Raw genomic sequence first — 19672 nt, forward strand, 5'->3', positions numbered from 1 at the left:
CCGACCGCCCGGATCAGATGCCCAGCTGCTTGGACTCGTGCAGCTTGGCGATCGCGTCCGCGTCGCCGTCCACCTGCACCTTCGCCGCGTTCTGCCGGCCGAACGCGAACATCAGCAGCTCCGACGGCTCTCCGGTCACCGTCACCACCGGCGCACCCCGGTGCGCCACCGCCGTCTGCCCGTCCGGGCGGCGCAGCACCAGCCCCGTCGGCACCCCCCGGGCCACCAGCCGCGCGGTGCGCTCCAGCCGGGACCACAGGGCGTCCTGGAAGACCGGGTCCAGCTCACGCGGGCTCCAGTCCGGCTGGGCACGGCGGACGTCCTCGGTGTGGACGTAGAACTCGACGATGTTGGCCGCCTCGTCGACCTGCTTGAGCTGGAACGGCGAGAAGCGCGGCGGGCCGGTACGGATCAGCTGGATCAGCTCCTCGTACGGCTTCGCGGAGTACTCGGCCATCACCTTCTCCAGGCGCGGCGCGAGCTGTTTGATCAGCGTGCCCCCGGCCGCGTCCGGGCGGCGCTCGCGCACGATCACATGCGCGGCCAGGTCCCGGGTGCGCCAGCCCTCGCAGAGGGTCGGCGCGTCCGGACCGACGGTTTCCAAGAGGTCGGCGAGCAGAAGCCGTTCACGCTTGGCGAAGGTCGACATGTGATCAGCCTACGACCAGGCGCCGCGTCCGCCCAACCGTCACCACCCCGTCGCGCCGCCGTGACCATCCAATGGACACGGCACCGGCGTTGTCGTACCCGCGCGGCACAATGGCACCCATGACCCGTACGACCGGTACTCCCGCCCGTCGCCCGACCACCGCCCCCGACGGAGGCGCTTCGCCCCGCAGTGTGCCCCCCAGCGGCCTCGCCCCGGAGATCGCCGCCCGCCTCAAGCGCAGCTCCGACGGACTCCTGCCCGCCATCGCCCAGCAGTACGACACGGGTGAGGTGCTCATGCTCGGCTGGATGGACGACGAGGCGCTGCACCGCACGCTGACCACCGGCCGCTGCACCTACTGGTCCCGCAGCCGCCAGGAGTACTGGGTCAAGGGCGACACCTCGGGCCACGTCCAGTGGGTGAAGTCGGTCGCCCTGGACTGCGACGCCGACACCGTGCTGGTCAAGGTCGACCAGCTGGGCGCGGCCTGCCACACCGGCGCGCGCACCTGCTTCGACGAGGACGTGCTCCTCAGGGACGCCGATTCCGCCGTCCGGACCACTGATCAGTAAGGTCAGCCGCCATGGACCTCGAGACCTTCCGCAAGCTCGCCACCGACCGGCGTGTCATCCCGGTCACGCGCAAGCTCCTCGCCGACGGCGACACCCCGGTCGCGCTCTACCGCAAGCTCGCCGCGGAGCGCCCCGGCACCTTCCTGCTGGAGTCCGCGGAGAACGGCCGCTCCTGGTCCCGCTACTCCTTCGTGGGAGTCCGCAGCGCCGCCACGCTGACCGCGCGCGACGGACAGGCCCACTGGCTCGGCACCCCGCCCGTCGGCGTCCCCGTCGAGGGTGACCCGCTGGCCGCCCTGCGGGCGACGATCCAGGCCCTGCACACCCCTCACCAGGAGGGCCTGCCGCCCTTCACCGGCGGCATGGTCGGCTATCTGGGCTACGACATCGTCCGCCGCCTGGAGAAGATCGGCCCCGGCGAGCGCGACGACCTGAACCTGCCCGAGCTGACCATGCTCCTGACCAGCGACCTCGCCGTCATGGACCACTGGGAGGGCTCGGTCCTGCTGATCGCCAACGCGATCAACCACAACGACCTCGACACCGGAGTGGACGAGGCCTACGCCGACGCCGTGGCCCGCCTCGACGCCATGGAGGCCGACCTCACGCGCGCGGTCGCCCAGCCCCCGGCCGTCCTGCCGCCCTCCGAGCTGCCCGAGTACACCGCGCTGTGGGGCGGCCCGGACTTCCAGGTGGCCGTCGAGGACATCAAGGAACGCATCCGCGCGGGCGAGGCCTTCCAGGTCGTGCCCTCGCAGCGCTTCGAGGCCCCGTGCACCGCCAGTGCCCTGGACGTCTACCGGGTGCTGCGGGCCACGAACCCGTCCCCGTACATGTACCTGTTCCGCTTCGACGGCTTCGACGTCGTCGGCTCGTCCCCCGAGGCGCTGGTGAAGGTCGAGGACGGGCGGGCGATGGTCCACCCCATCGCCGGCACCCGGCCCCGCGGGACCACCCCGCAGGAGGACCAGGCCCTCGCCGAGGAGCTGCTCGCCGACCCCAAGGAGCGCGCCGAGCACCTGATGCTGGTCGACCTCGGCCGCAACGACCTCGGCCGGGTCTGCGAGCCCGGCTCGGTCGAGGTGGTCGACTTCATGTCCATCGAGCGCTACTCGCACGTGATGCACATCGTCTCCACGGTCACCGGCAGGGTCGCCGAGGGCCGCACCGCCTTCGACGTGCTCACCGCCTGTTTCCCGGCGGGCACCCTCTCCGGCGCGCCCAAGCCCCGCGCGATGCAGATCATCGACGAACTGGAGCCGTCCCGGCGCGGCCTGTACGGCGGCTGTGTCGGCTACCTGGACTTCGCGGGCGACTCGGACACCGCGATCGCCATCCGTACGGCGCTGCTCCGGGGCGGCACGGCATATGTGCAGGCCGGAGCCGGCATCGTCGCCGACTCCGACCCGGTGGCGGAGGACCAGGAGTGCCGCAACAAGGCGGCGGCGGTCCTCCGCGCGGTGCACACGGCCAACCGGCTCAGCTCATAGGAGGGTTCAGCCGGTGAACGCGGCGGTGCCGTTCGGGGTGCCGAGCCCCGACGGCCCGTCGTAGCCGGTGGTGCCGGTGCACAGGTACGAGCCGCCGCAGCTGCCGTTGGAGCCGCCGGTGACGTCGTTCAGCGCCGAGGTGTGCGCGTACGGGACGTACGGATGGCGGGGTCACGTCAACAAGATGGATGTTGAACTGGGAACCTTCCTTCGCGGTTCCTGAGAGTTCATGTGCCGTTCCTGAGCGGATCATGGCTGAAACTCGACCCGCCCATGGCTTGACGGACCCGGGTGTCGGCTCGCGCGGGGTTCAGGCGATAGTGGTACGCGTGACTGCTGTACCTCACCCCCGTACCGAAGCCGCCGCGCCCGTCCGGTCCGGCCGGCGGAGCCTCGCCGTGGCCCTCCTGTGCGGTGCGCTCGGCGCGGCCGTGGCGCTGCTCGCGACCCGGCAGCGCTGGGCGGAGGGCACCGCGACGGTGGCCGGCGGCGCGTTCCCGCTCACCGCCAAGGGCAGCGACGTCACGGGCGTCCCCGCGGCCCTCGCCATAGTGGGCCTCGCCGCGCTCGTCGCCGTCTTCGCCGTCCGCAGGGCCGGCCGGCTCGTCGTCGCCGGGCTGCTCGCGCTGTCCGGAGCCGGCATCACCGCCGCCGCACTCGTCGCCGCCTCCGACAGTTCCGCACTGGACGAGAAGGCCGCCCAGGCGAGCGGCGACACCTCCGCCACCGTCGCCGCGCTCAGCCACACCGGCTGGCCGTACGTCGCGGCCGTCGGCGGTGTGCTGATCCTGCTCGCCGGTCTGCTCGCCCTGCGCTACGGCAGCCTGTGGCCCGCCATGTCCGGCCGTTACGAGCGCGGCACCGACCGCCCGCGCCGCAGGGCCCGGCCGGTCGACCCGGAGCGGCCCGAGGAGATCTGGAAGGCCCTGGACCGGGGCGAGGATCCGACGGGCGCCTGACCCCCGCCCCGGGTGTGGCGAAACAGACGCCACCCCCGCGTCCGGCGGGCGATCCCGTACGGGACAATGGACGCCGAGCGTCCGGCTCGGACAGTGACGGGCGGGCTCGGAGCGGTACGACACGTACGACGCTCTCCTGGGACACGTACACAGCAACGAGGAGCACAGACATGGCGGGCAGCAGCCACGGTCACACCCCGGCCGCCTGGACCGGTGTCATCATTTCCTTCATCGGTTTCTGCGTCGCGGGCGCCTTCATGGTGATGGCCAACGCTGTCGGCTTCTGGGCCGGCATGGTGCTCGCCCTCGGCGGCGCGGTGGTCGGCGGCATCATGAAGGCCATGGGCCTCGGCGCGGACCGGAAGCCCCTCCTGGTGGCCGGGGCGCCCGCCGCGACCCGCGAGCCGGTCGGCGCGGAGAGCTGAGCGCGGACACTGCTTTCCCGAGGGGCGGCCCGCATCCGGAGAGGATGCGGGCCGCCCCTCGCGGTGTACGGACGCAGCTGCGGGCAGTCGTGCCGCCGGGGCCGTGCCCACCCCCGCGCCCCGGGGAGCTGCAGTGCCGTCGGCTTCAGGGGACAATGTCCGAGTGAACGCCGACAGTCCCCCGGCTCCATCCGCAGTCACGCCCCCGGCCCGGTATGCCGCCCCTGCAGACCCGCTGTGGCGGCGCCTCGCCATCCCGGTCGGGCTCCTCACCGCCGTCGCCGGAGCCTTCGCCTACGTCGGTGCCGTCGACCCGAACGAACCCGGTCACTACCCCGTCTGCCCGCTGTACCGGATCACCGGCCTGTACTGCCCCGGCTGCGGCGGCCTGCGCAGCGCGCACGCCTTCGTCCACGGCGACCTTCTCACCGCCCTGCGCGACAACGCGCTGGGTGTCGCCGCCTACCTGGGCTTCGCCGTGCTGTGGACCGTGTGGGTGATCCGCGCGGCGCGCGGCCGGCCGATGCGCGTGGGCCTGGGACCGGTGCACCTCTGGGCCGCCGGTGCGGTGCTGCTGGTGTTCACGGCGGTCCGGAACCTGCCGTCGGGCGGCTGGCTGCATCCCTGATCACCCGGCGGACGTCCAGGAAGTGGGACCGGCGTCCACCGGATGCGAGGGCTCCAGGCAGCTCCGGATACCATCGCAGTGACCACAGGTTTTCAAAATCTGAAGGAACCACCGTCTGAAAGGGGGCCGCTCGCGTGAGTGTGCTCGACGAGATCATCGACGGAGTCCGTGCCGACCTCGCGGAGCGGCAGGCACGCGTCAGCCTCGACGAGCTCAAGGAGCGCGCGGCCAAGGCTCCCGCCGCCAAGGACGGGGTGGCCGCGCTCAAGGGCGACGGCGTGAAGGTGATCTGCGAGGTCAAGCGCTCCAGCCCCTCCAAGGGCGCGCTGGCCGCGATCGCCGACCCGGCCGGGCTGGCCGCGGACTACGAGGCGGGCGGCGCGGCCGTCATCTCCGTCCTCACCGAACAGCGCCGCTTCGGCGGCTCGCTGGCCGACCTGGAGGCCGTCCGCGCGCGCGTGGACATCCCCGTGCTGCGCAAGGACTTCATCGTCACCTCGTACCAGCTGTGGGAGGCCCGGGCGTACGGCGCCGACCTCGCGCTGCTGATCGTGGCCGCCCTGGACCAGTCGGCCCTGGAGTCGCTGATCGAGCGCGCCGTCTCCATCGGCCTCACCCCGCTCGTCGAGGTCCACGACGAGGACGAGGTCGAGCGGGCCGTGGACGCGGGTGCCAGGATCATCGGCGTCAACGCGCGCAACCTGAAGACGCTCGAGGTCGACCGCGGCACGTTCGAGCGGGTCGCACCGGAGATCCCGGACCACATCGTCAAGGTCGCCGAATCCGGTGTCCGCGGCCCGCACGACCTGATCGCCTACGCCAACGCCGGCGCCGACGCGGTCCTGGTCGGCGAGTCCCTGGTCACCGGCCGTGACCCGAAGACCGCCGTCTCCGACCTGGTCGCCGCGGGCGAGCATCCCGCGCTGCGGCACGGCCGGAGCTGATCACCCGGTAGGCTGACCCCGATGACTGCGACCGTGACGACCGTGGACCGGTACGCCCGCCTTGCGCGCGGCTGCCGCCCGAGGGGCTGCCGTGCCCCGGCGAGGCGTGTCCACGGCCGCAGGGTGCGGTACGTCATCGGTGACGAGCCCGGGCAGGTGAACGGACGTCGATGGCAGTGCGCCCCCCAGGGGCGCGGGGCTCTGTTCGACGTGCGGCTACCGCCGCGCGGGCACGACCGGCCGCACACGGCCTGAGGTCGTCCGACAGGCTCCGCCTCCACGGCGAACAGTGTCTTTCACACGCACTCACCGTGAGGTTCTGGCATGCCCAGCGATTTCTTCTTCCCTGACCCGCAGGGTCAAGTCCCCAGCGCCGAGGGCTACTTCGGCGCGTTCGGCGGCAAGTTCATCCCGGAGGCCCTCGTCGCCGCTGTGGACGAGGTCGCCGTCGAGTACGACAAGGCCAAGCACGACCCCGAGTTCGCCCGAGAGCTCGACGACCTGCTCGTCCACTACACCGGCCGGCCGTCGGCACTGACCGAGGTCCCCCGTTTCGCCGCGGAGGCGGGTGGCGCGCGCGTGTTCCTCAAGCGCGAGGACCTCAACCACACCGGCTCCCACAAGATCAACAACGTGCTCGGCCAGGCCCTGCTCACCAAGCGGATGGGCAAGACCCGGGTCATCGCCGAGACCGGCGCCGGCCAGCACGGCGTCGCCACGGCCACCGCCTGTGCCCTCTTCGGCCTCGACTGCACCATTTACATGGGCGAGGTCGACACCCAGCGCCAGGCGCTGAACGTGGCCCGCATGCGCATGCTCGGTGCCGAGGTCGTCGCGGTGAAGTCCGGCAGCCGCACCCTGAAGGACGCCATCAACGAGGCGTTCCGCGACTGGGTCGCCAATGTGGACCACACGCACTACCTGTTCGGGACCGTCGCCGGACCGCACCCCTTCCCGGCCATGGTCCGCGACTTCCACCGGGTGATCGGCGTCGAGGCCCGCCGCCAGCTGCTGGAGCGCGCCGGGCGCCTCCCGGACGCCGCCATCGCCTGCGTCGGCGGCGGCTCCAACGCCATCGGACTCTTCCACGCCTTCATCCCCGACGAGGGCGTCCGGCTCATCGGCTGCGAGCCGGCCGGACACGGCATCGAGACGGGAGAGCACGCGGCCACCCTGACCGCGGGCGAGCCCGGCATCCTGCACGGCTCCCGGTCCTACGTCCTGCAGGACGACGAGGGCCAGATCACCGAGCCGTACTCGATCTCGGCGGGCCTGGACTACCCGGGCATCGGACCGGAGCACTCCTACCTGAAGGACTCCGGCCGCGGTGAGTACCGCGCGATCACCGACGACGCGGCCATGCAGGCCCTGCGCCTGCTGTCCCGTACCGAGGGCATCATCCCGGCCATCGAGAGCGCCCACGCCCTGGCCGGTGCCCTGGAGGTCGGCAAGGAGCTGGGCAGGGACGGCCTGATCGTCGTCAACCTCTCCGGCCGCGGCGACAAGGACATGGACACCGCCGCCCGCTACTTCGGCCTGTACGACACCGACGCCGAGGTGGCCGCCGACCAAGCCGACACCGCCGAGATCGAGGGGGACGCCAAGTGAGCGGAAACGTCCAGCTGCTGACCGACACCCTCGCAGCGGCGAAGGCCGAGGGCCGCTCCGCGCTCATCGCCTACCTCCCGGCCGGGTTCCCGACCGTGGACGGCGGCATCGAGGCGATCAAGGCCGTCTTCGAGGGCGGGGCGGATGTCGTGGAGGTGGGTCTGCCGCACAGCGACCCCGTCCTCGACGGCCCGGTCATCCAGACCGCCGACGACATCGCCCTGCGGGGCGGCGTCAGGATCGCCGACGTCATGCGGACGGTCCGGGAGGCCCACGCGGCGACCGGCAAGCCGGTGCTCGTCATGACGTACTGGAACCCCATCGACCGCTACGGCGTCGAGCGGTTCACCGCCGAGCTGGCCGAGGCGGGCGGCGCGGGCTGCATCCTGCCCGACCTGCCCGTGCAGGAGTCGGCTCTGTGGCGGGAGCACGCCGAGAAGCACGGCCTCGCGACGGTCTTCGTCGTGGCGCCGAGCAGCAAGGACCAGCGGCTCGCCGAGATCACCGCGGCGGGCAGCGGCTTCGTCTACGCGGCCTCGCTGATGGGTGTCACCGGCACCCGCGAGTCCGTCGGCGCGCAGGCCCAGAACCTGGTCGAGCGCACCCGCGCCACCGGCACCGAACTGCCCGTGTGCGTCGGACTCGGCGTCTCCAACGCCTCCCAGGCCGCCGAGGTCGCGGGCTTCGCCGACGGGGTGATCGTCGGCTCGGCGTTCGTGAAGCGGATGCTGGACGCCCCCGACCACGCGTCGGGTCTCGCGGCGGTCCGCGAGCTGGCCGGGGAGCTGGCGAAGGGCGTGCGCGGACAGGCGTGACCGCCGGTCGTTTTCCCTATCAGAACATTCGGTCACTCGAACGAGTGGACCTGGGACCGGGGAGGCGCGCTGCGCCTCCCCGGTTCGTTCTGGGGGTGTGAGTGAGAAGAACCGTGACGGAAAGCGCACCGCCCGGGAGCGGCTGGCGGTCGAGCGCGAGAAGCAGAAGGCCGCGGACAAGCGGCGGCGCACGCTCATCGTGGGCGCGAGCATCGTCTGCGTCCTGGGCCTCGCGGCGGTGATCGGCGTGCTCGCCGCCAACGCCGGCAAGGAAAAGGGTGCGAAGGCGGGCCCGGTCGTGGCGCCCTCGGGCGCGCAGGGCAAGGACAGCCTCGCGATCCCGGTCGGCAAGGACGGCGCCAAGTCCACGCTCACCGTCTGGGAGGACCTGCGCTGCCCGGCCTGCCAGGCCTTTGAGATCGCCTATCGCCCGACGCTCCACCAGCTGGCCGACTCCGGCAAGCTCAGAATCGACTACCACCTGGTCCGGCTGATCGACGGCAACCTCGGCGGCACCGGCTCCCTGCGCGCGGCCAACGCCGCGGCCTGCGCCCAGGACACCGGAAAGTTCCGCGACTACCACGACGTGCTGTACGCCAACCAGCCCAAGGAAACCGACGACGCGTACGCCGACAACACCAAGCTGATCGACCTGGCTGGAAAGGTCGGCGGTCTGAACACCCCTGCCTTCCAGAAGTGCGTCAAGAACGGCACCCACGACGGCTGGGTGAACAAGTCCCAGAACGCCTTCAAGACCGGCGGCTTCACCGGCACGCCCACGGTCCTGCTCGGCGGGAAGAACATCTACCAGGACCAGACCATGACCCCGGCCAAGCTCAAGCAGATGGTGGAGGCGGCCGACCGCGGGTAAGGACCGCCCCCGGCCCCGTCCGTTTTTCTCACGCCCCCGTTATGGACCCGTAGCCGGGCTGCTTGCGGTCCCCGCGGCCCGGCACGGTAGCGTCGGACCTGCCATGGAACTTTCCTACATTCCCAGCCCGTCGCGCGGGGTGCTGTACCTCGGCCCCATCCCGCTGCGCGGCTACGCCTTCTGCATCATCATCGGCGTCTTCGTGGCCGTCTGGCTCGGCAACAAGCGCTGGATCGCCCGCGGCGGGCGGGCCGGCACCGTCGCCGACATCGCGGTCTGGGCCGTGCCGTTCGGCCTGGTCGGCGGCCGGCTGTACCACGTGATCACGGACTACGAGCTGTACTTCAGCGACGGCCGTGACTGGGTGGACGCCTTCAAGGTGTGGGAGGGCGGCCTGGGCATCTGGGGCGCGATCGCGCTCGGCGCCCTCGGCGCGTGGATCGGCGCCCGGCGCCGGGGCATCCCGATGCCGGCGTACGCCGACGCCGTCGCGCCCGGCATCGCCTTCGCACAGGCCATCGGCCGCTGGGGCAACTGGTTCAACCAGGAGCTGTACGGCCATGAGACCCACGTTCCATGGGCACTGCACATCACCTCCTCCGAGGGCGGCCGGGTGCCGGGCTACTACCACCCCACGTTCCTCTACGAGTCCTTGTGGTGCGTCGGCGTGGGCCTGCTGGTCATCTGGGCCGACCGCCGCTTCACGCTGGGCCACGGCCGCGCGTTCGCCCTGTACGTCGCCGCGTACTGCGCGGGCCGCAGCTGGATCGAGTACATGCGCGTCGACGACGCCCACCACATCCTGGGCGTCCGCCTCAACGTCTGGACCGCGCTGATCGTGTTCCTGCTCGCGGTGACGTACCTCGTCGTGTCGTCGAAGAAGCGGCCGGGCAGGGAAGCCGTCGTGGAGCCCCAGGCCGCTTCCGAGGGGGCCGTTTCCGAGGCGGCCGTTTCCGAGGGGACCGGTGACGAGCCGGCTGCTGCTGCCGAGGCGGAGGACCAGGGCGAGCCCTCCGACGCGGAGGCGAAGGACGAGGCCGGGTCGGCGACGAAGAAGAGCTGACGGCTGGTCGTACGACGCCGAGGGCGCCCGGAGTCCGTTCCGGGCGCCCTCGGCTGTTCAGCCTCTGAAGGCCAACGACAAGGTGCGCCGGGCCATCGCCACCACCGCCGCATCGACGAAGCGGCCGTCGGGGAGCGCCTGGGCGCCCTCCTTCGTGGCCGCTGCCTTGAGGATCGTCTCCGCGTGCTCGATCTCCGCCGGTGTGGGCAGGTAGGCCCGTTCGATCACCGGCAGCTGCCGGGGGTGGATCGCGGCACGGCCCAGGAAGCCGAGGGCCCGGCCATGGGCGCAGGACGCGGCGAGGCCGTCCAGGTCGCGGATGTCGGGGTGGACCGACTGGGGCGGTGCGGCGAGGCCGGCGGCCCGGGCGGCGACGATCACCCGGGAGCGCGGCCAGTCGAGGCCCGCGTCGGCCCGGACCCCCAGGTCGGCCCGCAGGTCCGCCTCACCGAGGGCGATGCCTCGCAGGGCGGGGTGCGCGGTGGCGATGGCGTAGGCGTGCTCGATGCCGAGCGCCGACTCCAGCAGGGCGTACAGGGGGACGGGGGTGGCCGCGGCGGCCTGCCTGATCTGCGCCGGGGCGGTCACCTTCGGGAGCCGTAGACCCGAGAGGCCGGGGAGCGCGGCCAGGGTGGTCAGGTCGGCGGCGGCCCAGGGGCTGTCCAGGGCGTTGGGACGGACGTGCACCGGGACCGGCTGGGGCTCGGTGAGGAGCTCGGCCGTGGCCGCGCGGGCGTACTCCTTGCGGTCCCGGGCGACCGCGTCCTCCAGGTCGATCACCACCACGTCGGCGCCCGCGGCCAGCGCCTTGGTCACCACGGCCGGACGGTCGCCGGGGACATAGAGCCAGGTGAGCGGGGCCCCGGTCACAGGGCTCCCTCCGCGCGCAGGGAGGTGATCTCGGCCGGGGTGAGGCCCAGCTCGGTGAGCACGGCCTCGGTGTCGGCACCGTGCGGACGGCCGGCCCAGCGGATCGCGCCGGGGGTCGCGGAGAGCCGGAAGAGCACGTTCTGCATGCGCAGCGGGCCCAGTTCGGGGTCGAGGACCGTGGTGATCGTGTTCAGGGCCCGGTACTGGGGGTCGGCCAGGACGTCCCGGACGTCATGGATCGGGGCCGCCGCGGCCTCGGCCTTCTCGAAGGCGCTGAGGACCTCGGTGCGGGTGCGGGCGGCGATCCAGGAGCCGACCGCCTCGTCCAGGACGTCGGCGTGCGCGGCGCGGTCCACGCCGGTGGCGAACCAGGGTTCCTCGATCAGTTCCGGACGGCCCACCAGGCGCATCACCCGCTCCGCGACCGACTGCGCGGAGGTGGAGACGGCGACCCAGCGACCGTCGGCGGTGCGGTAGGTGTTGCGCGGGGCGTTGTTCGCGGAGCGGTTGCCGGTGCGTTCCTGCACATGACCGAGCTGGTCGTACCAGGTGGGGTGCGGGCCCAGGACCGACAGCATCGGCTCGATGATCGCCATGTCGACGATCTGCCCGCTGCCGGTGCGCTCCCGTGCGGCCAGCGCGGTGAGCACGGCGTAGGCGGTCGCCAGGCCCGCGACCGAGTCCGCGAGCCCGAACGGCGGGAGCGTCGGCGGTGCCTCCGGCTCGCCGGTGATCGCGGCGAAGCCGCTCATCGCCTCGGCGAGGGTGCCGAAGCCGGGGCGGTGCGCATACGGGCCGAACTGGCCGAAGGCCGTCACCCGGGCGAGGACCAGCCGAGGGCTCGCGGCCGACAGCTCCTCCCAGCTCAGGTCCCACTTCTCCAAGGTCCCCGGGCGGAAGTTCTCGATCACCACGTCGGCGGTGGCGGCGAGCCGGAGCAGGACGGCACGGCCGCCGGGCGTGGACAGGTCCAGGGTGATGGTCCGCTTGTTGCGGCCGAGTACCTTCCACCACAGGCCGATGCCGTCCTTGGCCGGGCCGTGCCCACGGGAGGGGTCCGGCCGCCCCGGGTGCTCGACCTTGATCACCTCGGCGCCGAAGTCACCGAGCAGCGTGGCGGCCAGCGGGCCCGCGAACAGCGTCGCCAGGTCCAGTACCCGCAGACCGGTCAGTGGCGCGGGCGTCGTCCTCGCCCTCGTCGTACTCATGCGGTGCACTGGGCGTCGATCTCCGGGCGGTACGGCATCGACGCCGACGCCCCGGCCCGCTGGACGGAGATCGCCGCGGCGGCCGCCGCCCAGGACAGGGCCTCCCGTACCGGTTTCTCCTCGGCGCGGGCCACCGCGAGCGCGCCGACGAAGGTGTCGCCGGCGCCCGTGGAGTCGACGGCGGTCACCCGCGGCGCCGGGATCACCAGCGGCTCGGTGCCCCGGGCCAGGTAGAGGCTGCCGGTCGCGCCCAGGGTGACGACGACCTCCGGCACCAGGTCCAGCAGGGCGGCGGCGGCATCGCGCGGGTCGGTGCGGCCGGTGAGCGTGACCGCCTCGTACTCGTTGGGCACCAACAGGTCGGTGGCGGCGAGGAGTTCGGGGGGCAGCGGCTGGGCGGGCGACGGGGTGAGCACCGTACGGACCCCGTGCCGGCGTGCCGCCTGAGCGCCCGCGACGACCGCGGCCAGCGGGATCTCCAACTGCAGCAGCAGGGCGTCGGCGGAGGCGATCACGCCCTCGTCGCCGGGGGAGAGATGGTCGACGGTGCCGTTCGCGCCGGGGATGACGACGATGGAGTTGGCACCCTCGTCGTCCACCACGATGTGCGCGGTGCCGGACGGGCCCTCGACCGTCCGCAGGAAGTCGGTGTCCACACCGGAGTGTTCGAGGGTGTCGCGCAGCCGCAGACCGAAGGCGTCGTTGCCGACCGCGCCGATCATCGAGACGGAGGCGCCGGCCCGGGCGGCGGCGATCGCCTGGTTGGCCCCCTTGCCGCCGGGGACGGTGTGGAATGCGCGCCCCGTCACGGTCTCGCCGCGCTGTGGTGCCTTCGTGACATAGGTGACGAGGTCCATGTTCGTGCTGCCGAGGACGACGATGTGGGTCATGAGCGGGTCGCCTCCAGATGGGTGAGGTGGGCGAGGGTGTCGAAGCCGGTGCCGTCGAAGTCGCCGACGGTGGTGGCGAGCCGGTTCTTCAGCGGGGCCCGCCAGCGGTCGGGGAGGGCGGCGGGTTCGCCCGCGAGCAGTCCGGCGATGCTGCCGGCCGCGGCGCCGTTGGAGTCGGTGTCCAGGCCGCCCGACACCGCGCGGCAGATGGAGCCGGTGAAATCGCCGTCCGCGTGCGTGAGGGCGGCGGCGAGCAGCGCGGTGTTGGGGATGGCGTGCACCCAGTGGTGGGCGGGGGAGTAGCGGGCGTGCAGTTCGTCCACGACGGCGTCGAAGTCCTCGTGGGACGCGGCCAGTTCGACGGCGTGGTCGATCGCCCGCGCGAGCCGGGAGCGGGGCGGGATGACGCGTCGGCCGGTGCGCAGACAGGCGTGCACGTCCTGGGTGCCGGTCGCGGCGGCGGCGATGACGGCGGCCGTGAACATCGCCGCGTAGACGCCGTTGGCGGTGTGGGTGAGGACCGCGTCGCGGTGCGCCTGTCCGGCGGCGGCGGCCGGGTCGCCGGGGTTGGTCCAGCCGTGCACGTCGGCGCGGATCAGGGCGCCGATCCACTCGCGGTAGGGATTGCGGTGGCGGGCGGTGTGCGGGGGCTCGATGCCGGAGAGGAGGTTGCGACAGGCGATGCGTTCGGCGGTGAAGGTGCGGCCGGGCGGGAGCTCGTCCAGCCAGAGCCGTGCCACGTCGGCGGTGGTGAAGTGCTTTCCGTGGCGCTGGAGGAGCAGGAGATTGAGCAGGGGGTAGTTGAGGTCGTCGTCCTCGGGCATGCCGTCGATGTTCTCGGCGAGGGAGGTTTTGGCCGAGCGGCGGTTCCAGGGGTGTTGCGCGAGAACGTCTTCGGGGACGCCCTGTGCCGTGAAGTACGTGCCGAGGGGCCAGTTTCCGGTTGCCCGGGCGAGAGCGCGGATGCCGTCGAGGGGGAGTTTTTCGACGGGTTTCCCGAGGAGGCACCCGATGGCGCGGCCCAGCCAGGCGGCCTCCAGGGCGGCCGGGGTGGGCGCAGGCTGCGAGCGCCCCGAAGGGGCGCGGGGCTCTGTTCGACATGCGGCTGCCGCCGCGCTGGCGCGAGCAACCACATCGTGCCCTCGGTCGCGGGACGACGGTCGAGCGCAGCTCGGTGGCGTCGACGGCCAGTCCGGACACAGGGACTCGATCCGAGCCAGATCGGTCGGCTCGTCCTCGGCCAACGCACTGGGCAGGTCGGCCAGTTCGTCGAGCAGGTCTTCCGCCAGCAGGCGCAGGTACCGCGAGACGCCGTGGGCGGACGCGCCCGCGCGGGGCGGCGCGTCCGGACCGCCCGCCGCTCGCCAGCGCGCCTCGATCGCCGACGGTTCCCGCCCGTCCAGGCGGGCCTGGCGCAGTTCGTGGCCCAGCAGGTCCTCCGGCTGGACCCAGGTCAGTCGGAGCATGCAGTTCCTCCGAGGGCCGTGAACGCCTGCTCATGGGCGCGGCGCCGCCGTACGTCACGTGCGAAGACCTCCCGCGTGACCTCGGTGAGCGTACGGGCCGGCGCCCACAGGTCCAGGCGGCTGGCCTCGGCTACCGTCTTGGCCCAGTCCTCCGGGACGGGCGAGCCGAGGGCGCCCGCGAGGGCACCGGCCATCGTGGCGATCGAGTCGCAGTCGCGGCCGTAGTTGACCGCGCCGAGGACGGCGTGCCGGTAGTCGCCGCCGGAGACCAGCAGCATGCCGAGGGCGACGGGCAGTTCCTCGATCGCGTGCAGCCGGGAGGGGCGGCGGGCGGCGAGGGAGGGCGCGCGGTAGTCCGGGCCTACGGTGTCGTACGGGGCCACCGCCGCGCGCAGCGGTCGTAGCGCCGACTCGAAGTCGGTGTGACCGCCGGCCACTTCGCAGACCTTCTCGATCGCCTCGCGCGTGCCGTCCTTCGCCAGGGACAGGCAGACGCCGACGACGGAGTCGGGGGTCGCACCCGGTGCCGCGGCGGCGGCGACGGCCGCGGCGAGGACACCGGCCGCCTCACGGCCGTACGACGACTGGTGCGCGCCGGCGATGTCCAGCGCCTCGGCGTAGGCGGCGGCCGGGTTGGCCGCGTTGACCAGACCGACGGGGGCCATGTACATCGCCGCGCCGCAGTTGACGATGTTCCCGACGCCCGCCTCCCGGGGGTCGACGTGGCCGTGGGCGAGCCGGGCCACGAGCCACTTCTCGGCGAGGAAGAGGCGGTGCAGGGGCAGGGCCTCGGTCTCCAGTTCCGGGATCCAGCGCGGGTTCGTCATCAGGTCCGGGACCAGGTGGTCGGCGATGGCGTACGCGTCGAGGTGGTCGCGGACGCGGTCGTAGACCCGGACCAGCGCGTGGGTCATCAGGGTGTCGTCGGTGACGTGGCCGTCGCCCTTGTGGTACGGGGCGATGGGCCGGGCGGTGCGCCAGGCGTCGCCGTGCCAGGGGCCGACGATGCCGTGGACGCGGCCGCCGTGGCGCTCGGTGATCTGCTCCGGGGAGTAGCCCTCGACCGGGCCGCCGAGGGCGTCGCCGACGGCGGCTCCGACGAGCGCGCCGGTGATCCGGTCGTCGAGGCCGTGCACGGGAGGGTCCGAAGGGGGCCGGCTGCCTTCTTCTTTGAGCCCTTTGAGCTCCTTGCGCGTCATGCCCCGAATCATCCTCCTGGGCGGGCCGGTTGTGCGGCTTCCAGGAGTCCGGCGAGTTCCACCAGGTCGGTGCCGGCCAGGCGGGGCAGCGCGCAGCCGGACAGGGTGCGGCAGGCGTCCCGCCAGCTCCCGGGGACGGCCGCGCCGCCGCCGAGGGCTCCGGTGAGGGCGCCCGCGAGGGCGGGGGCGGAGTCCGCGACCCGGGACAGGCAGGCGGCGGCGGGCACGGCCTCGGTGATACGGCCGCGGGCGGAGGTGGCCAGGGCGAGGGCGACCGGGACGGTCTCGGCGGCTGCGATGCCGTAGCTGTAGACGTGGTCGACGATCTGGTGCTCCAGGAGCGGGACGAGGGCGAAGGCGGACTCGCTGTCCACGGCGAGGGCGAGCGCGTGGCGGGCGTTGCGGCCGATCTCCGTGTCGGCGGGGAGTTCGGCGAGCGCGGCGGCCACACAGGTGTCCGTCGCGGCGTCGGCGAGGGCGAGCGAGAGGGCCGCGGCCATGGCCCGGGCGCCGTGCACGCCGTCGCCGTCCTGGGTGTAGCGGGCGTCGAACTCGGCGAGAGCGGCTGCGCGTTCGGGGTCCCCGGGATGGGCGACGGCGAGGACGCAGGCGCGGACGCAGGCGGCGTCGTCGAAGTAGTGCGGGTTGTCGTGGCCGGTGGCGGGCGGGCGCAGGCCGGCGGCGAGATTGCCGAGGCCGGCCCGCACCGAGATACGGGCGCGCAGGGGGAGTACGGCGGACTCGACCTCGGGGGCGCGGTCCGCCGCCGCGGCGACTTCCGCGGCCACGGCGGTCCAGGTGAGGTCGATGGCGGCGCGCGTACGGCGCTCCCGGCTGAGGTCGCCGAGGGCGTCGTCGTCACCCGCCCGCAGCACCGCCTCCGCGGCGAAGGCCGCCCACTCGGCGTCGTCGGAGGGGCCGAGGCGGAGGGGATCGGGAGGTTGGTTGAGGGCGATCGGGACCGGGAGGGTGGTGGTGGCGTTCTGCTCGGCGAAGGTGTCCAGTTCGCGGGTGAGACGCCGGGTCCACTCGGGCATACGGCTGGCTCGGTGCCGTGCTGCCGGCCAGCCGGCGGCGTCGCCTGCGGCCAGTCCGAGCAGGAGGCCCTCGATACGGCGCGCCGTCATGACCGGCCCTCGCTGTCCTGCGTGCCGGAGTTCCCCGCCCCGACCAGGGGGCTCCGCCCGCTGGACCCCCGCTCGCCCACCCGGCCACCCGACTCGGCGGGCTGAGGGGCGGGCGCGAACGGCCCGGGCGCGCCGCCGGCCTCGGGGGCGGGCGGGAGACAGACGGGGAGCGAGCTCACCAGGGCAGCCCCCGTCTCTTTCGTTCCTTCCCGGTGCGCGTTCGGAAGTGCAGTTCCTGCTCGCTCTTGAAGCGTGCCCGGGAGAACGGTTCCTCTCCCTTCTCGGTGCGTGCCCGGAAGAGCAGGTCCTGCTCCTTCGCGCAGCGCCCCAGCGAGAACAGTTCCTGTCCCTTCCCGGTGCGTCTCCGGAAGAGGAGTTCCTGCTCCTTCGCGCAGCGCCCCCGGCAGAACACTTCCTGCTCCTTCTCGCAGCGTGCCCGGAAGTGCAGTCCCCGTCCTCTCCCGAAGCGTCCCCGGCAGTGCACCCCCCGACCCCTCCGCGAGCAACCCGGACACCGCGCCCTGCGCCCCGTCCCGAAGGGAGCCGGGGCGAGCGTCCGCCGGTCCCTCCCGAAGGGCCCCCGGAAGCGTCACCCTCGCCCCCCACTTCCCGCCCTCCCCCGGGACGAGCAGCTCTGCCACGTCCAGGACGTGGTGGCCGGCCATGGAGGGGAGGCAGTGGCCGCGGGCCGGGCCGATGGGGGCGGCCCAGTGGGGCGGGATCGCCGTGATGCCGTGGGTCGCGCCGGACAGGGCGCCGGCCACCGCCGCCGTCGTGTCCGCGTCGCGGCCCATGTTGACGGCGGTCAGAACGCCCTGGACGAAGTCGCCGTCGGCCGCCGCGTACGCGCCGAAGGCGAGGGCGACCGCCTCGGGGGCCAGATCGGTCCAGGGATAGCCGCCGATGACGACCGCGCAGCGGACCGCGCGTTCGCCGCGGTGGGACACGGCCACCGCACGCCGTAGGGAGCGTGCCGTCCAGGAGTCCTCGGGGATCACCGCCAGGGCGGAGGCGATCACCACCGGAACCGGCGCGCCGGTCATCGCCGCCGCCACCCCGGCCGCCACCGCCTGGCCGCCGTAGATGCCCTCGCCCTCATGGCTGACCGAACCGTCGATCGCCACCAGGCGGGCCGCTTCGGCGGGACGGCCGGCCGCGAAGACGCCGAACGGTGCCGCGCGCATCGCCAGGCCGTCGCTCCAGGCATGCCGGTGCTGGGCCGAGATGGGGGCCGCAAGGCCGCGGCGCAAGTTCTCCAGAGTGCCGCGCTCACTGAAGCCCGCACCCCGGAAGGGGCCCTCGGCCCGGTCGGCGATCCATTCGTGCCAGGCCGCCTCCACATGCGCCGGAGTGAGTGCAGAGCCGTGCCGGGCGAGCAGCAGCCCCGAGAAGATCGCGTACTCGGTGTCGTCCGTGCCGCACGGCTTCTTGGCCACATACCCGGTGATGCGTCCCCAGCGGGCGCGGATCTCGGACGGCTTCAGGTTCTCCGCGGGCGCTCCCAGCGCGTCCCCGACGGCCAGGCCGAGCAGCGCGCCGCGGGCCCGCTCGCGGAGTCCCGTGGCGTCGTCGGGCGCCGGGAGCGGGGGAGTGCGGGCGATCGATGCCATGGGCGGCCTCCTTCAGCGGGACCACGAAGACCCTTTGCGGATGTGTCCCACGGCGCGCGCCCGCGCGAGCCTCCGCACCACCGGAGTCACCCGCTCGGCATCTGAGCATGCTGCTGCGCGGATGAGCGAAATCGGCCTGCCGTCAGGCAAAGCTGCAGGTTAGCCGAGCCTTTCCTTGCTGGCGGGAGCGGAAGAATCGGCGTAGGTTCAGTATTGTCGAAAAGTAGAACTCGTCCAAAGTTAGCTTTGGCTAAGCTATCCGGGGGTCCCCATGGCCGTCATCGAAACGCAGGCCGCGCTGCACGAGGCGCACCGCGACAACCACACGCATCGCGACGTCAACGGCGGCTGGCTGCGCCCTGCGGTCTTCGGCGCGATGGACGGCCTGGTCTCCAACCTCGCCCTGATGACGGGTGTCGCCGGCGGGTCCGTGAGTCATCAGACCATAGTCATCACCGGCCTCGCGGGGCTGGCCGCCGGCGCCTTCTCGATGGCGGCCGGTGAGTACACGTCGGTCGCCTCGCAGCGGGAGCTGGTCGAGGCTGAGCTGGACGTCGAGCGCCGTGAGCTGCGCAAGCATCCGCAGGACGAGCAGGACGAGCTGGCGGCGCTGTATGTGGCCCGGGGTGTGGAGCCCGGCCTGGCCCGGGAGGTCGCCCGCCAGCTGTCCCAGGACCCCGAGCAGGCCCTGGAGATCCATGCGCGGGAAGAGCTGGGCATCGACCCCGGCGACCTGCCCTCGCCGCTCGTCGCCGCCGTCTCCTCCTTCGGGTCCTTCGCCCTCGGTGCCGCGCTGCCCGTGCTGCCGTACCTGCTCGGCGCCACCGCGCTGTGGCCCGCCGTGCTGCTCGCCCTCGCGGGGCTCTTCGGCTGTGGCGCCGTGGTGGCCAGGGTGACCGCCCGGACGTGGTGGTACAGCGGCCTCAGGCAGCTCGCGCTGGGCGGTGCCGCGGCCGGTGTGACGTACGCCCTGGGCAGCCTGTTCGGAACGGCCGTAGGATAGCGACGCCGCTACTTATGCGATGGGCCGCATAAATAGCCGTTACTCGCTGGTTTCAGATGCATGACCACCGGGCATGAGCCGTAAGCGCCGCAGGCAATGACGCCTGCCGCACCCCTGTGGGAAGAGCGAAGACGCTCGCCCCGCCCCCTCGGGCCGCCGGACGCCGATCCGATCGATCTTGTCGCGACGGTCCTCCTCGTATGTCTGCCGCCGCTGAGCGGCACCCGCCGCGGACCGTGCGGCACCGTTGCCACGGACCCCGTGGCGTCCGCATG

The 19672-nt window shown here is 72.9% G+C and carries 19 protein-coding genes and 2 pseudogenes; 12 read left to right on the forward strand and 9 right to left on the reverse strand.

Annotation, left to right across the window (positions count from 1 at the left end; genetic code table 11):
- Positions 1 to 13 precede the first annotated feature (13 nt).
- Entirely contained in the window at positions 14 to 649 is a 636-nt protein-coding gene (locus ACIGXP_RS20135; protein WP_363213578.1) for a TIGR03085 family metal-binding protein, read from the reverse strand.
- A 119-nt stretch (positions 650 to 768) separates the two neighbouring features.
- Between ACIGXP_RS20135 and hisI the strand changes: the two genes are divergently transcribed.
- Positions 769 to 1221 (forward strand): phosphoribosyl-AMP cyclohydrolase, encoded by a 453-nt coding sequence (gene hisI / locus ACIGXP_RS20140; protein ID WP_399770048.1) that lies wholly within the window; start codon positions 769 to 771, stop codon positions 1219 to 1221.
- An 11-nt stretch (positions 1222 to 1232) separates the two neighbouring features.
- Positions 1233 to 2711 carry an anthranilate synthase component I gene (locus tag ACIGXP_RS20145; RefSeq protein WP_399770050.1) on the forward strand — a complete coding sequence of 493 codons (1479 nt, stop codon included), beginning with the start codon at positions 1233 to 1235 and terminating at the stop codon, positions 2709 to 2711.
- 6 nt (positions 2712 to 2717) lie between these two features.
- On the opposite strand, the pseudogene ACIGXP_RS20150 reads toward ACIGXP_RS20145, so the two are convergent.
- Positions 2718 to 2864, reverse strand: a pseudogene (locus ACIGXP_RS20150) (subtilase); the annotation flags it as partial.
- A 167-nt stretch (positions 2865 to 3031) separates the two neighbouring features.
- Between ACIGXP_RS20150 and ACIGXP_RS20155 the strand changes: the two are divergent.
- From ACIGXP_RS20155 to lgt, 9 genes are all read left to right on the forward strand, one after another.
- Positions 3032 to 3670, forward strand: coding sequence for a TIGR02234 family membrane protein (locus ACIGXP_RS20155; protein WP_363213683.1), 639 nt, complete (start codon positions 3032 to 3034; stop codon positions 3668 to 3670).
- A 170-nt stretch (positions 3671 to 3840) separates the two neighbouring features.
- Entirely contained in the window at positions 3841 to 4095 is a 255-nt protein-coding gene (locus ACIGXP_RS20160; protein ID WP_399770052.1) for an HGxxPAAW family protein, read from the forward strand.
- A gap of 235 nt (positions 4096 to 4330) precedes the next feature.
- Complete coding sequence (locus ACIGXP_RS20165) at positions 4331 to 4723, forward strand: DUF2752 domain-containing protein (RefSeq protein ID WP_399770495.1); 393 nt, start codon at positions 4331 to 4333, stop codon at positions 4721 to 4723.
- Between the two features lie 134 nt (positions 4724 to 4857).
- A complete protein-coding gene (gene trpC, locus ACIGXP_RS20170) occupies positions 4858 to 5667 on the forward strand; it encodes an indole-3-glycerol phosphate synthase TrpC (protein ID WP_399770054.1) in 810 nt (269 codons plus the stop codon).
- 21 nt (positions 5668 to 5688) lie between these two features.
- On the forward strand, positions 5689 to 5922 hold the full coding sequence (gene trpM / locus ACIGXP_RS20175; protein ID WP_399770056.1) for a tryptophan biosynthesis modulator TrpM: 234 nt from the start codon (positions 5689 to 5691) through the stop codon (positions 5920 to 5922).
- Positions 5923 to 5991: 69 nt separating this feature from the next.
- Positions 5992 to 7275: a tryptophan synthase subunit beta gene (gene trpB, locus ACIGXP_RS20180; RefSeq protein WP_363213583.1), complete on the forward strand. Its 1284-nt coding sequence runs from the start codon at positions 5992 to 5994 to the stop codon at positions 7273 to 7275.
- A complete protein-coding gene (trpA, locus tag ACIGXP_RS20185; protein ID WP_363213584.1) occupies positions 7272 to 8090 on the forward strand; it encodes a tryptophan synthase subunit alpha in 819 nt (272 codons plus the stop codon). The genes trpB and trpA overlap by 4 nt, the downstream gene beginning before the upstream one ends.
- A 97-nt stretch (positions 8091 to 8187) precedes the next feature.
- Entirely contained in the window at positions 8188 to 8961 is a 774-nt protein-coding gene (locus tag ACIGXP_RS20190) for a DsbA family protein (RefSeq protein ID WP_399770059.1), read from the forward strand.
- A 103-nt stretch (positions 8962 to 9064) separates the two neighbouring features.
- Positions 9065 to 10024, forward strand: a complete 960-nt coding sequence (lgt, locus tag ACIGXP_RS20195; protein WP_399770061.1) for a prolipoprotein diacylglyceryl transferase — start codon at positions 9065 to 9067, stop codon at positions 10022 to 10024.
- Between the two features lie 57 nt (positions 10025 to 10081).
- Here lgt and ACIGXP_RS20200 read toward each other — a convergent pair whose 3' ends face one another.
- The 7 genes and pseudogenes from ACIGXP_RS20200 to ACIGXP_RS20230 all read right to left on the reverse strand — a co-directional run.
- Positions 10082 to 10894 carry an HpcH/HpaI aldolase/citrate lyase family protein gene (locus tag ACIGXP_RS20200; RefSeq protein ID WP_399770063.1) on the reverse strand — a complete coding sequence of 271 codons (813 nt, stop codon included), beginning with the start codon at positions 10892 to 10894 and terminating at the stop codon, positions 10082 to 10084.
- Entirely contained in the window at positions 10891 to 12102 is a 1212-nt protein-coding gene (locus ACIGXP_RS20205; protein WP_399770065.1) for a CaiB/BaiF CoA transferase family protein, read from the reverse strand. Before ACIGXP_RS20205 ends, ACIGXP_RS20200 begins: the two co-directional genes overlap by 4 nt.
- The gene (gene rbsK, locus ACIGXP_RS20210) at positions 12099 to 12992 is read right to left on the reverse strand and encodes a ribokinase (RefSeq protein ID WP_399770067.1); all 894 of its coding nucleotides are present in this window, start codon (positions 12990 to 12992) and stop codon (positions 12099 to 12101) included. Before rbsK ends, ACIGXP_RS20205 begins: the two co-directional genes overlap by 4 nt.
- Entirely contained in the window at positions 12989 to 14458 is a 1470-nt protein-coding gene (locus tag ACIGXP_RS20215) for an ADP-ribosylglycohydrolase family protein (protein WP_399770070.1), read from the reverse strand. The genes rbsK and ACIGXP_RS20215 overlap by 4 nt, the downstream gene beginning before the upstream one ends.
- Entirely contained in the window at positions 14446 to 15657 is a 1212-nt protein-coding gene (locus tag ACIGXP_RS20220; RefSeq protein WP_399770073.1) for an ADP-ribosylglycohydrolase family protein, read from the reverse strand. The genes ACIGXP_RS20215 and ACIGXP_RS20220 overlap by 13 nt, the downstream gene beginning before the upstream one ends.
- A gap of 8 nt (positions 15658 to 15665) precedes the next feature.
- On the reverse strand, positions 15666 to 16784 hold the full coding sequence (locus ACIGXP_RS20225; protein WP_399770075.1) for an ADP-ribosylglycohydrolase family protein: 1119 nt from the start codon (positions 16782 to 16784) through the stop codon (positions 15666 to 15668).
- 617 nt (positions 16785 to 17401) lie between these two features.
- Positions 17402 to 18394: pseudogene (locus ACIGXP_RS20230) on the reverse strand (ADP-ribosylglycohydrolase family protein); the annotation flags it as partial.
- A gap of 271 nt (positions 18395 to 18665) precedes the next feature.
- Here ACIGXP_RS20230 and ACIGXP_RS20235 point away from each other — a divergent pair.
- Positions 18666 to 19397 (forward strand): VIT1/CCC1 transporter family protein, encoded by a 732-nt coding sequence (locus ACIGXP_RS20235; protein WP_399770078.1) that lies wholly within the window; start codon positions 18666 to 18668, stop codon positions 19395 to 19397.
- Positions 19398 to 19672 lie beyond the last annotated feature (275 nt).

The organism is Streptomyces sp. NPDC053069, from assembly GCF_044546895.1.
Classification (GTDB): Bacteria; Actinomycetota; Actinomycetes; order Streptomycetales; family Streptomycetaceae; genus Streptomyces.